This window comes from Bradyrhizobium sp. 4 (assembly GCF_023100905.1).
Classification (GTDB): Bacteria; Pseudomonadota; Alphaproteobacteria; order Rhizobiales; family Xanthobacteraceae; genus Bradyrhizobium.
This window is the reverse complement of record NZ_CP064686.1, coordinates 4163892-4177359: the sequence shown is the minus strand read 5'-3', so window position 1 is coordinate 4177359 and position 13468 is coordinate 4163892. Positions and strand designations below refer to the sequence as shown.

Annotated in this window: 13 protein-coding genes; 7 read left to right on the top strand and 6 right to left on the bottom strand. The window is 65.1% G+C overall.

Going from position 1 to position 13468, the window contains the following annotated elements; translation table 11 throughout:
* The first annotated feature begins 104 nt into the window (after positions 1-104).
* Positions 105-1496 (top strand): LysM peptidoglycan-binding domain-containing M23 family metallopeptidase, encoded by a 1392-nt coding sequence (locus tag IVB45_RS19585; RefSeq protein WP_247359432.1) that lies wholly within the window; start codon positions 105-107, stop codon positions 1494-1496.
* Between the two features lie 161 nt (positions 1497-1657).
* Here IVB45_RS19585 and IVB45_RS19580 read toward each other — a convergent pair whose 3' ends face one another.
* A complete protein-coding gene (locus IVB45_RS19580; RefSeq protein ID WP_247359431.1) occupies positions 1658-2686 on the bottom strand; it encodes an ATP-binding protein in 1029 nt (342 codons plus the stop codon).
* A gap of 180 nt (positions 2687-2866) precedes the next feature.
* Here IVB45_RS19580 and yajC point away from each other — a divergent pair, with 180 nt between their 5' ends.
* Genes yajC through IVB45_RS19550 form a run of 6 tightly spaced genes read left to right on the top strand, consistent with a single transcriptional unit; the run spans position 2867 to position 8532 of the window.
* Complete coding sequence (gene yajC, locus IVB45_RS19575) at positions 2867-3244, top strand: preprotein translocase subunit YajC (RefSeq protein ID WP_027518118.1); 378 nt, start codon at positions 2867-2869, stop codon at positions 3242-3244.
* Positions 3245-3291: 47 nt separating this feature from the next.
* Complete coding sequence (secD, locus tag IVB45_RS19570; protein WP_018458020.1) at positions 3292-4896, top strand: protein translocase subunit SecD; 1605 nt, start codon at positions 3292-3294, stop codon at positions 4894-4896.
* Between the two features lie 10 nt (positions 4897-4906).
* Entirely contained in the window at positions 4907-5926 is a 1020-nt protein-coding gene (gene secF, locus IVB45_RS19565; protein ID WP_027567077.1) for a protein translocase subunit SecF, read from the top strand.
* Positions 5927-5986: 60 nt separating this feature from the next.
* Positions 5987-6370: an Mth938-like domain-containing protein gene (locus IVB45_RS19560; protein WP_007590678.1), complete on the top strand. Its 384-nt coding sequence runs from the start codon at positions 5987-5989 to the stop codon at positions 6368-6370.
* An 8-nt stretch (positions 6371-6378) separates the two neighbouring features.
* The gene (locus IVB45_RS19555; RefSeq protein WP_247359430.1) at positions 6379-7242 is read left to right on the top strand and encodes a phytoene/squalene synthase family protein; all 864 of its coding nucleotides are present in this window, start codon (positions 6379-6381) and stop codon (positions 7240-7242) included.
* Positions 7243-7287: 45 nt separating this feature from the next.
* Entirely contained in the window at positions 7288-8532 is a 1245-nt protein-coding gene (locus IVB45_RS19550; protein WP_247359428.1) for a threonine ammonia-lyase, read from the top strand.
* Positions 8533-8562: 30 nt separating this feature from the next.
* Here IVB45_RS19550 and IVB45_RS19545 read toward each other — a convergent pair whose 3' ends face one another.
* From IVB45_RS19545 to trmFO, 5 genes are all read right to left on the bottom strand, one after another.
* Complete coding sequence (locus tag IVB45_RS19545; RefSeq protein ID WP_247359427.1) at positions 8563-9729, bottom strand: aminotransferase class V-fold PLP-dependent enzyme; 1167 nt, start codon at positions 9727-9729, stop codon at positions 8563-8565.
* Between the two features lie 29 nt (positions 9730-9758).
* Entirely contained in the window at positions 9759-10172 is a 414-nt protein-coding gene (locus IVB45_RS19540; protein WP_247359426.1) for a GFA family protein, read from the bottom strand.
* A 92-nt stretch (positions 10173-10264) separates the two neighbouring features.
* Positions 10265-10837, bottom strand: coding sequence for a CAP domain-containing protein (locus IVB45_RS19535; protein ID WP_027567072.1), 573 nt, complete (start codon positions 10835-10837; stop codon positions 10265-10267).
* Positions 10838-10921: 84 nt separating this feature from the next.
* Positions 10922-12016: a serine/threonine protein kinase gene (locus tag IVB45_RS19530; protein WP_027567071.1), complete on the bottom strand. Its 1095-nt coding sequence runs from the start codon at positions 12014-12016 to the stop codon at positions 10922-10924.
* Positions 12017-12023: 7 nt separating this feature from the next.
* Positions 12024-13451 (bottom strand): methylenetetrahydrofolate--tRNA-(uracil(54)-C(5))-methyltransferase (FADH(2)-oxidizing) TrmFO, encoded by a 1428-nt coding sequence (gene trmFO, locus IVB45_RS19525; RefSeq protein WP_247359425.1) that lies wholly within the window; start codon positions 13449-13451, stop codon positions 12024-12026.
* Positions 13452-13468 lie beyond the last annotated feature (17 nt).

Genomic DNA, 13468 nt, shown 5'->3' with positions numbered 1-13468 from the left:
CGGATTGGCTGTGCTGCCAACATCTTATTGGGAGGGTTAAGCCGTTATTTACTCGGCGCGTGTTTACTTAAAACACCAGTTCTGTTGCGTACGAGTGAGTAACCATGTCCGTTGCCGCCGAGTTGCTTTACTCGCGCCGTGTGCCGCAGGTCGCGGTGCTGGCGCTGATCTCCTTCAGCTTCGCAGGGTGCAGCGCCGACATGTCGTCGCGCATGTCCCAGTCGAACTTCTCCAATCCCTTTGCGCAGGAATCGACCGGTTCGGTGCAGCAGGCACCGCCGCCGCAGCGTGAGTTGCCGCAATATTCGCGGCCGCAGACGCAGCCCGGTTATTATCAGTCGCAGCCTTTGCCGCCGGCGGTGTCCGCGCCGCAATCCTACCCCGTTGCGGCAGGCGGCGTGTCCGGAGGCGGCCGGGGTGTCGGGTCCTACGCACCCCCGGCGCAGCCGCATCTGGAGACCACGGCCACCGTGCCGCCGCGCTCGGTTGCAGCCGCCCAGCCGGTCGGTGGAACCAAGATCATCGTCGGCACCAGCGATACGCTCGACCTGCTTGCCAAACGCTATCGCGTCACGCCACAGGCGATTCTTGCCGCCAACGGCTATAAGGGGCCGCGCGCGCTCTCGCCCGGCCAGCAACTGATCATTCCGCACCAGGCTACGGCCGCTGCGCCCGCGCCGCTCATGGCTCCCGTTGCCGCTGCCCCCGCGCTGGCGCCTGCTGCGAGGCCGGTTGCGGCCGTTGCCGCGCCGTCGAGCACGCACTTCGTGAACCACGGCGACACGCTCGCCAGCATTGCCCGCAAGAACCACATCTCGGCGGCCGAACTGGCCCGCGCCAACGGCCTCGATCCCTCTGCAAAACTCAAGCTCGGCGCCAGGCTGGCCGTGCCCGGCGCCAAGACCGCAGCTGTCGCGGCACCGCTTGCCGCGGCTCCGGTCGGAGCCGCTCCCGTTGTGGGGACGCTGCAGCCCGTTGCGGCCGCCCCTGCGCCCGCCACCAAGATGGCGGCCGTCGCCGCGCCGGTGCAGAGCGCGCGCCTGGCCCAGGCCACGGCGAATGTGGAAGACAAGGCCGCGGAGGCTCCGGCGAAAGCTGCGGAGACCACCAGCGCGCTGCCGACTTTCCGCTGGCCGGTGCGCGGCAAGGTGGTCACGAGCTACGGCGCCAAGACCAATGGCAAGTCCAACGACGGCATCAATCTCGCGGTGCCCGAGGGTACGCCGGTCAAGGCGGCTGAAGACGGTGTCGTTGCCTATTCCGGCAACGAGCTGAAAGGTTACGGCAATCTCGTCCTGGTTCGGCACTCCAACGGCTACGTCACCGCATATGCCCATGCGAGTGAGCTGATGGTGAAGCGCGGCGATACCATCAAGCGCGGCCAGGTCATTGCCAAGTCGGGTCAATCCGGGGAGGTGGCGTCGCCGCAGCTCCACTTCGAGATCCGTAAGGGATCGAGCCCGGTTGACCCGCTTCAATTCCTGAACGGGGCGTGAGCTTGAAATAGGGCGCGCCATCGCCACAAACGCGGTGTCGTCGCCCGGCTCGACCGGGCGACCCAGTACGCCGCAGCGTCTCGATCGATCAAAACCGTCTCCGGAATACTGGATTCCCCGCCTGCGCGGGGAATGACAGTCAGGGAAGTGGCGGCAGCTTGCTACGTCGCCGTCAGCTTCACGCCAAGCCGTCCCGCAAGCTCCTGCACGAACTGCCAGGCGACGCGGCCCGAGCGCGAGCCGCGCGTCGTCGACCATTCAAGGGCCTCGCGCTCCAGCGCGTCGTCGTCGACCTTGACGCCGAAATGGCTGCAATAGCCCCGCACCATGGCGAGATATTCGTCCTGGCTGCAGCGGTGGAAGCCGAGCCAGAGACCAAAGCGATCCGACAGCGAGACCTTCTCCTCGACGGCTTCGCCGGGATTGATCGCGGTCGAGCGCTCGTTCTCGATCATCTCGCGCGCCAGCAGATGGCGGCGGTTGGAGGTGGCGTAGAGGATGACGTTCTCCGGCCGACCCTCGATGCCACCTTCGAGCACCGCCTTGAGCGATTTGTAGGACGCATCATTGCCGTCGAAGGAGAGGTCGTCGCAGAACACGATGAAGCGGAAGGACGAGGCGCGAAGCTGCTCCATCAGCGCCGGCAGGCTCTCGATGTCCTCGCGATGAATCTCGATCAGCTTCAGTCTGTCGGCCGGTTTGCGCTCCGCGTTGATGCTGGCATGCGCCGCCTTCACGAGCGACGACTTGCCCATGCCGCGCGCGCCCCAGAGCAATGCGTTGTTGGCGGGCAATCCGTTGGCGAAGCGCTCGGTGTTCTCCATCAGGATGTCGCGCATTCGGTCGACGCCCTTGAGCAGGAACAGTTCGACGCGGCTGACCCGCGGCACCGCCGCAAGGCGGCCGTCCGGATGCCAGACGAAAGCATCCGCCTGCTTGAACGACTCGCGTTCGACGGCGGGCTTGCCTTGAGCGGAGAGGTGCGCCGCGATCGTCTCCAGCGCGCGAACCATGCGCTCCTGGGAGACGCTTTGGCCGGCCTTCGAAGTTGTCTTGGAAGTCGCCTTGGAAGTCGTCTTGGAAGCCGCTTTGAGGGCGGCCTTGGGACGTTTTGCCGCGACGCGGGCTGGCTTCGTGGCAGGGGTACGGGGGCCTTTGCCGGCCGGGCTTTTGCTTGGTTTTTGGGGCATGTCCGAAGTTCCTGAGAATGCAGCCTTATCGGGCCTGAGCGCGCGCCGCAAGGTGGCTAAAAGGGCGGTCTGGCGGCGTTGCAATTGGGGCAATGGCCGCTATAGTCCGCGCGAATTTGACCGAACCGGTCGCCATTTGGGCCTGACCGGTTTTCCCCCGTTCTCACGAGGATCGTCCGAATGCTGATTACCCCTGCGTATGCCCAGGCTGCGGGCGCCGGCGACACCAGTGGCATGTTGATGTCGCTGCTGCCGTTCGCCCTGATCTTCGTGATCATGTACTTCCTGATTCTGCGTCCGCAGCAGAAGAAGGTCCGTGACCACGCCGACCTCGTGAAGAACATCCGCCGCGGCGACACCGTCGTGACCTCGGGCGGCCTCGTCGGCAAGGTCACCAAGGTCGTCGACGACGACCAGATCGAGTTCGAGATCGCCGATGGTGTGCGCGTGCGGCAGATGCGCTCGATGGTCTCTGGCGTGCGCGCCAAGGGCGAGCCGGCCAAGGAATCCAAGGAAAGCGCCAAGGATAGCGCCAAGGACGACGCCGCGGCGAAGTGAGCGCTTCCGCGAGTCTCTGAAATCCCCTGATCTGACAGGTCCAGTCGATGTTGTATTTCACGCGGTGGAAGGCGCTCGGGATTATCCTGACGGCGCTGATCGTGTGCCTCTGCGCGGTCCCGAACTTCTTTCCGGAAGCGCAGGTCAAGACCTGGCCCGCCTGGGCGCAGCGTCGGCTCGTGCTCGGCCTCGATCTCCAGGGCGGCTCCTATCTGCTGCTCGAGGTGGACGGCAACTATGTGAAGAAAGAGAGGCTCGACCAGGTCCGCGACGATGTTCGCCGGACGCTGCGCGATGCCAAGATCGGCTTCACCGGCGGCGTCACCGTGCGCAACGACGCGGCCGAGGTGCGGATCACCAAGGAATCCGACCTGCAGCCTGCGCTCGCCAAGCTGCGCGAGCTGTCCCAGCCGCTGGGCGGACTGGTCGGATCCAGCGGTCAGCGCGACCTGGATGTCACTGACGCCGGCGGCGGCGTGATCCGCCTCACCATCCCGCAGGCCGCGATGCTCGACCGCATGCGCAAGACCATCGAGCAGTCGATCCAGATCGTCGAACGCCGCGTCAACGAGCTCGGCACCGTCGAGCCCGTCATCCAGCGCCAGGGCAACGACCGCATCCTGGTACAGGTCCCCGGCCTCCAGGACCCGACTCGTCTGAAGGAATTGCTGGGCAAGACCGCGAAGATGGAATTCCGCATGGTCGATACGTCTGTGCCGCCCGATCAGGCGCAGCAGGGACGTTTGCCGCCGGAATCCGAGCTTCTGATGAGCGCGTCGCCGCCGCCCACACCCTATGTGGTCAAGAAGCAGGTGCTGGTCGCCGGCGGCGATCTGACCGATGCCCAGGCGAGCTTCGACCAGCGCACGAGCGAACCCGTCGTCAGCTTCAAGTTCAATACCTCAGGAGCGCGCAAGTTCTCGCAGGCCACCCAAGAGAACGTCGGGCTGCCTTTTGCGATCGTGCTCGACAACAAGGTCATCTCGGCTCCCGTGATCCGCGAACCGATCACTGGCGGACAGGGCCAGATCTCCGGCAGTTTCACCGTGCAATCGGCCAACGATCTCGCGATCCTGCTGCGCGCCGGCGCGCTGCCGGCACCGCTCACGGTGGTCGAGGAGCGCACCGTCGGTCCGGGCCTCGGCCAGGACTCGATCGAGAAGGGCGAGCTCGCCGCCTATGTCGGCTCGATCCTGGTGATCATCTTCATGCTCTTGACCTACCGGCTGTTCGGCGTGTTCGCCAACATCGCGGTGGCCATCAATGTGGCCATGATCTTCGGCCTGTTGTCGCTGCTCAACGCCACGCTGACGCTGCCCGGCATCGCCGGCATCGTGCTCACCGTCGGCATCGCGGTCGATTCCAACGTGCTGATCTACGAGCGCATCCGCGAGGAATTGCGTGGTGGTCGCAACGCGATCTCGGCGATCGACGCCGGCTTCAAGCGGGCGCTTGCGACCATCCTCGATTCCAACATCACCACTTTCATTGCCGCCGCGGTGCTGTTCTACATCGGCACCGGTCCGGTGCGCGGCTTCGCCGTGACGCTCGGAATCGGCATCATCACCACGGTGTTCACCGCCTTCACCCTGACCCGGCTGATCGTGGCCTGGTGGGTGCGGTGGAAGCGGCCGCAGAGCGTGCCGATCTAGGAGCCTGATCGTGAATCACACCGTTCTCATCGGGCTCGGCGTCCTCATTGCCATCCTCACCGTGGTTGCGGCATTCGGCTGGCTGCCGTCGCTGCGCATCGTCCCCGACGATACTCATTTCGACTTCACGCGGTTTCGCCGGATCAGTTTCCCGATCTCGGCGGCGCTGTCGATCGTCGCGATCACGCTGTTCTTCACCCATGGACTGAATTTCGGCATCGACTTCCGCGGCGGCACGCTGCTGGAGGTGCAGGCCAAGTCTGGCACCGCCGATATTGCGGCGATGCGTACGACGTTGGATGGCCTGCGTCTCGGCGAAGTCCAGTTGCAGCAATTCGGCGGCCCCGCGGACGTCCTGATCCGCGTGGCGGAGCAGCCGGGCGGCGACGCCGCACAGCAGGAGGCCGTGCAGAAGGTCCGCACCGCGCTTGGCGATTCCGTCGACTATCGCCGCGTCGAGGTGGTGGGACCGCGCGTCTCCGGCGAGCTGCTGGCCTACGGCATGCTCGGCCTGATGCTGGCGATCGTCTCGATCCTGGTCTACCTCTGGTTCCGCTTCGAGTGGCAGTTCGCGCTCGGGGCCATGATCGCCAACGTGCACGACATCGTGCTGACGATCGGCTTCATGTCGATCAGCCAAGTCGATTTCGACCTGACCAGCATCGCGGCGCTTCTGACTATTTTGGGCTATTCGCTCAACGACACCGTCGTCATCTACGACCGCATCCGTGAAATGCTGCGGCGCTACAAGAAGATGCCGATGCCGCAGCTTCTCAACGAATCAATCAACTCGACGCTGTCGCGCTCGATCATCACCCATTTCACCGTGACGCTGGCGCTGCTGGCGCTGCTGCTGTTCGGCGGCCATGCCATCCACAGCTTCACCGCGGTGATGATGTTCGGCGTGGTGCTGGTCGGCACGTATACCTCGATCTTCATTGCAGCCCCGATCCTGATCTATCTCGGCGTCGGCGAGCATCGCGAAGATGCGGTCGATAAGGCTACGCCGGCGAAGAAAAGCAAGGCATGATCCGAACCGCATGCCCTCGCAGGAGTTTGCGAGGGCAGTAAGCTCATTCGGACGAAGCTCATGGCCGGCGATCCCAACGCACCGCATTTCCCCCGCTCGGCGCCGATCGAAGCCTATGGCAAGGGCGGCTTTGCCTTTGCCGGCATGTCGCATCGGGGATCGCTGCTTTGCCTGCCCGACGCGATCTGGGCCTGGGACATAACGGACCCCGCGAAGATCGACCGCTATTCGCTGGATCGAGTCTTTAAGTCCGCCAACAGCATCGACACGCTCCTGATCGGCACCGGAACCGGGGTCTGGCTGCCGCCAGCGGAACTGCGCCAGGCGCTCAAAGCGGCGAGGGTGGTTCTGGATACGATGCAGACCGGTCCCGCCGTGCGCACCTACAACATCATGATCGGCGAACGGCGGCGCGTCGCGGCCGCGCTGATCGCCGTGCCATGAGTCGTGCCATGAGTGGCTCCGCGCCGGCGCCGGATTCTGCCGCGTTCTGCGCTGACCTCGTACGCAGCCACGACTTTCCGCGCTATGCCGCGACCCTGTTCGCGCCCGCTGCCGAGCGTCGCGCGCTGCTGGCGCTCTATGCCTTCAATGTCGAGATCGTCCGCGTCCGCGACCAGGTGAGCCAGCCCTTGCCCGGTGAAATCCGCCTGCAATGGTGGACCGACATGCTGTCGGGCCAGGTCCATGGCAGCGCCGAGGGCAATCCGGTAGCGGCGGAGCTTCTCCGCGCAATCCGTGATTTCGACCTGCCGGTCGAGCCGCTGTCGCTGCTCGCCGACGAGCATCAATTCGATCTCTACAACGACCCAATGCCAACAATGGCGGCGCTGGAAGGCTACCTCGCGGCGACCTCATCGGCGCTGTTCGATCTCGCCGCTCGGATCATGGGACCACCGTCGGAGGCGGCCGAGCATCTCGCCCGCCATGCCGGGCTGGCGCAGGGCATCATACAGGTCATCGCCAATCTGCCGCGCGATGCGGCGCGCCGGCAATTGTTCATGCCGCAGCAGGTGCTGGCGAGCCACGATTGCGACGTGGAAGACGTGTTCGCCGGCAAGGAGACGCCAAACTTGCGCGCCGCGCTGGACCAACTCTCGGGCGAGGCGCGGCAACATTTGACGACGGCCTTGTCGCTGCTGGTGGAGGTGCCGGCATCAGTGCGTCCAGCGTTCCTTCCGCTCGGACAAGCGCGGGCCGACCTCAAGCGCCTGTCGCAGCCCGGGCGCAATCCATTTACGCCGCAACCGTTATCGCGGCTGCGTGCGCTGTGGACGCTTTGGCGGGCTTCACGTTCGCGGGAATTTACCAAATAGCGGTTGGCTTATCGCCGGAGCCGGGCAAATGCCCTATGCTGTCCTATGGCTGAGTTGTCCCAAAGCATCTCCTCAGATCTCAGCGGCCTTCCGGTCGCACCGGCCGACATCCATGCCGCTGCCGAGACGATCCGCGGCGCCGTCGTCGAGACGCCCTGTAGCTACAGCCGCACGCTGAGCAATATCTGCGGCTGCGACATCTGGCTGAAATTCGAGAACCTCCAGTTCACCTCCTCGTTCAAGGAGCGCGGCGCGCTCAACCGCCTCACGGCGCTGACGCCGGAGGAGCGCGCGCGAGGCGTCGTCGCGATGTCGGCGGGTAATCACGCGCAAGGCGTCGCCTATCACGCCAAGCGGCTCGGCATTCCCGCCACCATCGTCATGCCGGTCGGCACACCCATGGTGAAGGTCGAAAACACCAGGCATCACGGCGCCGAGGTGGTGGTGACGGGTGCCACGCTGGAGGAGGCGGCCGCGTATGCGCGCAGCCACGGCGAAGCCTGCGGCATGATCTTCGTCCATCCCTATGACGATCCGCTTGTCATCGCGGGGCAGGGCACGGTCGGGCTGGAAATACTCAAGGCCGTGCCGGAGCTCGATACGCTGGTCGTCCCGATCGGCGGCGGTGGCCTGATCAGCGGGATCGCCATTGCCGCGAAATCGATCAAGCCGTCGCTGCGGATCCTCGGCGTCGAGGCCTGGCTCTACCCCTCGATGTACAATGCCATCCATAACGGCAATCTGCCGGCGCGTGGCGACACACTCGCCGAAGGCATTGCGGTGAAGTCGCCCGGCAAGCTCACGACCGAAATCGTCCGCCGCCTTGTCGACGACATTGCGCTCGTCAACGAAGCCGAGCTCGAGCGCGCGGTGGCAACCCTGATCTCGATCGAGAAGACGGTTGTCGAAGGCGCCGGCGCCGCCGGTCTCGCCGCACTGATGTCCGACCCGTCCCGTTTCGCCAGCCAGAAGGTCGGGCTGGTGCTGAGCGGCGGCAATATCGACACGCGGCTGATTGCATCAGTCCTGACCCGCGAGTTGGCGCGTGAGGGGCGGCTCACCCAGCTGTCGCTCGACATCCCCGACAGGCCTGGCCAACTGGCTGCGGTCGCGGCACTGCTGGCCGAGGCCGGCGCCAACATCATCGAGGTCTCGCACCAGCGCACCTTCTCGGATCTTCCAGCCAAGGCAACGTTGCTGCAATTGGTGATCGAGACCCGCGACAGCGCCCATCTCGACGAGGTCATGGCGAAGCTTGGGGCATCCGGATTGAGTGCGCGCTGTACCTGAGCTGTGCGCGCGCCCGCCGCTATCGCGGCGTCAAACCGCCAGATGGACGATCAACCGATCGATCTCGGCTTCCGTATTGTAGTAATGCGGGGAGGCGCGCACCACCGGCGGCAGCGAGCGAATTTCGGCATCGATGCGCGTGCTCGACGGATCTGAGGCACCGATCGTGATGCCGCCTGCGGCCGCGTTGCTGACGACCGCTTCAGCCTCGTACCCGTCCACCGTGAAGCTGACGATGGCTCCCGGAGCGCGTCCGAGGTCACGAATTCTGATACCGCGAATGGACGCAAGGCCGCCCCGGAGGCGGTCCGCCAGCATGCGGCAACGCTGCTCGATGGCGCCTATGCCGATATCGAGGGCATAATCGACAGCCGCGCCCAGCCCAAGCCGGGCTGCGTAGTTGTTCTCCCAGGTCTCGAAACGGCGCGCATCGTCACGCAGCCGGTAAGCGTCCCGGGACACCCAGGGTGCGGCGAAGTGGTCGATCATTGGCGGTTCGAGCCGCTGCAGCATCGCCCGGCGAACGTAGAGAAAACCGGTGCCGCGCGGGCCGCGGAGGAATCTGCGACCGGTCGCCGACAACATGTCACAGCCGATGGCCTCGACGTCGACCGCCATTTGTCCGACCGCCTGGCAGGCGTCGAGCAGATAAGGAATGCCTCGCGCTCGCGCGATCTTGCCGACGGCCGCAGCCGGATTGACCAGCCCGCCATTGGTCGGAACCCATGTGATCGCAATCAGTTTCACGCGCTCATCGATCATGTTTTCGAGCGCGTCAACGTCGAGCTCGCCGCTAGCATCGCTCGGCACGATGTCGATCGCGACGCCTGTTCGCTTGGCGACCTGGAGAAAGGCGACATAGTTGGCAGCGTACTCCGCCTCGGCGGTCAGGATCCGGTCGCCCTGACGAAATGGAAGCGCGTAGAACGCCATCTGCCAAGCAACCGTCGCATTCTCCATGAGGGCGATCTCATCGGGTGCGGCATTCAGCAGGCGCGCCACTGAGCCGTAGACGGATTCAAGCCGGGGCGCCTCACGGTCGGCGGCGGCATAGCCTCCGACCTCGCTCTCCAGATCGATATGCTGCTTCATGGCTTCGGCGACAGCGACAGGCATGAGAGCCGCCCCCGCGTTGTGCAGATACGCAAGTCTGGAAGTGGCTGGCGTGTCGGCACGTACTCGCTCGATGTTGATCAAGTCAATCTCCGGCTCGGACTATCGTCGCGTCAGTGCGGCATTTCCTCGAACTGCGGCAGGTTGAGCGGCGTGTTCCACGACATGCGACGCTTGGTGAACATCTCGAGCTTCGGTGCGACGAGGTCGGGCCGGTCGAGGCTGCCCAACTGGACGAAGACCGTCTTGGGGAAGCTATCGAGGTTAGTGGTAAAGACCCGCGAACCGCATTCCGGGCAGAAATTGCGATCCAGGCCTTTGCCGGAATTGGCGATGTAGTGAAACGCCTTCGGCTTGCCGCAGAGAAGCGTGAAATCGTCCTCGGGCACCGCGAAGAAGGTCGCCATCTCGCCGCCGGAAGCGCGCTTGCAGTCGTTGCAATGACAATTGGCGATGAAGGACGGATCGGTGCTGAATTCGAACTTGATTGCGCCACAGGCGCATTGAGCGGTGTATTTTTTGGCCATTGATCGCCTCAGGTTGGTTGAGGATAGCGGCGCGGTCATATTGGCCGGTCGGAGAAGCGCGCGCAACAATGCTTCCGGCGTGGCGTCTCGCCTCAGATGCAGAGGCCGAGCAGCTTGATGTGGCAGCCGCCGGATTTGGGCTTGCTCGCAGGAGCGGCTTCGCGTTTCACGGCAACGAGGGGCTCCTTGTCCTTCTTGCCTTTGCCCTTCGGCTCGTAGTCGCCGGCGATCACCATCGCCCAATAGGTGCGTTTGCCGCTGGCGTTTTTCGCGCTCGCGATCCCGACGCGGGAAGCGTTGTGCAGCAGCAAATTTTTGCGGTGTCCCGACGAGTCGATCCACTGTCCCAGGGTCTTCTCGAAATTGTCGTAGCCGTAGGCGATGTTCTCGGCGGCGCGGCCTGCGCCGGCCGGTGCGACCCGGCGGTTGAACGGGCCGAGGGCGTCGTGACTGAGGTCGTCCTTCGTCGCCATCGCGCGCGCCTGGTCCATTGCGATGCGGTCGAGGGTCGAATCGCGGACGACGCGGACCTCTCCATGTTTGAGGCGGAAGCTGGAGATCAGCTCGGCCGGGGACTCGGCCATTGCGGGCGCGGCGGCGAGCAGCAGAAGGCCGGCGATCAGGCCGCCAACCACACGATGCATCATCGTCCCCCGAGTGCCCATGACCCCGCCAAGCCCCGCCGCCAAGTTCGAATTATCGGATCGCTTCTCTATCGCCAATGTGGACGCTTCAAGGCGTGATCCACACTAGCCGGCAGGCAGGTCGGCCTCGAAATTGAAACGGTCGCGCAGGTTCTTGCGCTGCTCCAAGATGTCCTTGAGGAAAGCGCGGTCCTGGTCGTTCTTCATCATCGGCTCGATCAGGTCGAGCTGGTTCATGGCGACCAGTTGCAGAATCTCCGTGCGCGGCTTGCCGTCGGCGTTGCGTGGCAGCGCGTGCACGACCTGGATGTGTTCCGGGGGCTTCGGCCCTTTGGCGGCGCTGAGCTCGTTCCGCAATTGGCCTTCGAGCGCGGCCTGATCGGCTTCGACGAAGGCATAGAGCCCGACGCCGGAGCGGCGGTCGGCAAAGGCCACGATGGCGGTGTCGCGCACGGCGGGGTTCTTGCGGATCAATTCCGCCAACACCGGCGCGTCGTTGACGAGCCTTCGGCCGCCGCCTTCACGGTCGGTGAAGTTGAACAGGCCGCGCGTGATTGCCCGATAAACCTTCTTGCCGGTAGCCAGCCAGAGGCTGGCGGCGAACGACTTCTTCGCCAGGATTTTCCGCTCGCGCGGCGTCAGCGCCTCGGGCGCGTAGGAGCGCTTGTGCTTAAGCAGATGCCGGAGATCTTCATAGGCCAGGATGCGGTAAAGCCGGCCGCGACGGTCAAAGCAGGCCGCGAGCTGGAAGTCGGTCACATAGGCGCGACCGTCGCGGCCGACCAGCCAGTTCTGTTCCTTGGCAAGATCGTTGTGGCAGATGCCGGCGCGGCGCAGCCGTCGCAGCGCGGCCTTGGCCGAGCGAAAATAGGCGAGGTCGCCATGCGGTTTCGCCAAATGCAGCGCGACACCATCGACGAAGCTGCGCACCAGCGCGCGGCGTCCGGCCCACAGCAGCTCGGGGCCGACATCGAGCCCCTTGGCGAGTGCCAGCGCATGCGTCTCACGGGCGAACAGATGGCGCGCCAAAAGGAATGACCACCACGGCGCCTCGTCGAGGCGGCGCAGCACCGCGTCGACCTCGCCGTCATCGTCGCGGAAGCGGCCGCGTTCGACGGTCGAGAACACGTCGCGCTTGAGCAGCACGCCCTCGGTCCAGCGCGCCGAGAGTGTTGCGGCGTCGTCTTTGGGAAGGTTCATCGAAAACTCACGCCGCAGCGGCAATGCGCAGGTGATCGGCGATCCAGCGATCGAGATCGGCGAGCGCGAGCGCACTCATCGCCTGCTTTTTGGCCACCGTCTTCTCGTTGCCGCGCAGTCGGCTTCCGTCGGGCTTCTTCGTCGGTGCGCTGGCGAGCGGCGGGAACAGGCCGAAATTGATGTTCATTGGCTGGAACGAGCGCGTGCCGGGCTCGACGGTCTCGATATGGCCGCCGGTGATGTGGCCGAGCAGGGATCCGAGCGCCGTCGTGACCGGCGGACTCGCAAGCGTCTCGCCGCGCACGTCCGCTGCCGCGTAGAGGCCAGCAATCAGGCCGACGCTGGCGGATTCCACATAGCCCTCGCAGCCCGTCATCTGGCCGGCAAAGCGCAGCCGCGGCTGCGCGCGCAGGCGCAATTGGCCGTCGAGCAGCTTTGGCGAGTTGAGAAAGGTGTTGCGATGCAGGCCGCCGAGGCGAGCAAATTCGGCGTTCTCCAGCCCCGGAATGGTGCGGAAGATGCGTTGCTGCTCGCCGTATTTCAGCTTCGTCTGGAAGCCGACGATGTTGTAGAGCGTGCCGAGCTTGTTGTCCTGGCGCAGTTGTACGATCGCGTAGGCCTTAGTGGTGGGATCGTGCGGATTGGTGAGGCCGACCGGCTTCATCGGCCCGTGGCGAAGAGTCTCGGGGCCGCGTTCCGCCATGACCTCGATCGGCAGACAGCCGTCGAAATAGGGCGTGTTGGTCTCCCATTCCTTGAATTCGGTCTTCTCGCCGGCGACCAGCGCTGCGACGAAGCCGTCATACTGCTCCTTTGTCATCGGGCAGTTGATGTAGTCGGCGCCGGTGCCGCCGGGGCCGACCTTGTCGTAGCGCGACTGGAACCAGGCCGCCGACATGTCGATGGATTCGCGGTGCACGATCGGCGCGATCGCGTCGAAGAAGGCGAGGGCGTTCTCGTCGGTCAGCTCGCGGATCGCGTCGGCCAGCGGCGCCGAAGTGAGGGGGCCGGTCGCAACGATGACGTTACTCCATTCGGCGGGCGGCAGGCCTGCGACCTCGCCGCGCGCGATCTCGATCAGGGGATGGTCGTTAAGCGCTTTGGTGACGGCCGCGGAGAAGCCGTCGCGGTCCACCGCCAGCGCGCCGCCGGCGGGCACCTGGTTGGCGTCGGCTGCGCGCATGATCAGCGAGTCGAGGCGGCGCATCTCGGCATGCAGCAGGCCGACGGCGTTGTTGGCGGCATCATCCGAGCGGAACGAATTCGAGCAGACGAGCTCGGCAAGCCCGTCGGTGCGGTGTGCCTCGGTCGTGCGGGTCGGCCGCATCTCGTGCAGCACCACGGGCACGCCGGATTTGGCCGCCTGCCAGGCGGCTTCGGAGCCGGCAAGGCCTGCGCCGATCACGTGCACGGTATTTGATTGGGGTCCTGTCATGGGGCGGACAGGTAGCG

Coding starts and splice junctions, on each gene's coding strand:
- IVB45_RS19585 (WP_247359432.1), top strand. CDS start 105: ATGTCCGTTGCCGCCGAGTTGCTTTACTCGCGCCGTGTGCCGCAGGTC.
- IVB45_RS19580 (WP_247359431.1), bottom strand. CDS start 2,686: ATGCCCCAAAAACCAAGCAAAAGCCCGGCCGGCAAAGGCCCCCGTACC.
- yajC (WP_027518118.1), top strand. CDS start 2,867: ATGCTGATTACCCCTGCGTATGCCCAGGCTGCGGGCGCCGGCGACACC.
- secD (WP_018458020.1), top strand. CDS start 3,292: ATGTTGTATTTCACGCGGTGGAAGGCGCTCGGGATTATCCTGACGGCG.
- IVB45_RS19560 (WP_007590678.1), top strand. CDS start 5,987: ATGGCCGGCGATCCCAACGCACCGCATTTCCCCCGCTCGGCGCCGATC.
- IVB45_RS19555 (WP_247359430.1), top strand. CDS start 6,379: ATGAGTGGCTCCGCGCCGGCGCCGGATTCTGCCGCGTTCTGCGCTGAC.
- IVB45_RS19550 (WP_247359428.1), top strand. CDS start 7,288: ATGGCTGAGTTGTCCCAAAGCATCTCCTCAGATCTCAGCGGCCTTCCG.
- IVB45_RS19540 (WP_247359426.1), bottom strand. CDS start 10,172: ATGGCCAAAAAATACACCGCTCAATGCGCCTGTGGCGCAATCAAGTTC.
- IVB45_RS19535 (WP_027567072.1), bottom strand. CDS start 10,837: ATGGGCACTCGGGGGACGATGATGCATCGTGTGGTTGGCGGCCTGATC.
- IVB45_RS19530 (WP_027567071.1), bottom strand. CDS start 12,016: ATGAACCTTCCCAAAGACGACGCCGCAACACTCTCGGCGCGCTGGACC.
- trmFO (WP_247359425.1), bottom strand. CDS start 13,451: ATGACAGGACCCCAATCAAATACCGTGCACGTGATCGGCGCAGGCCTT.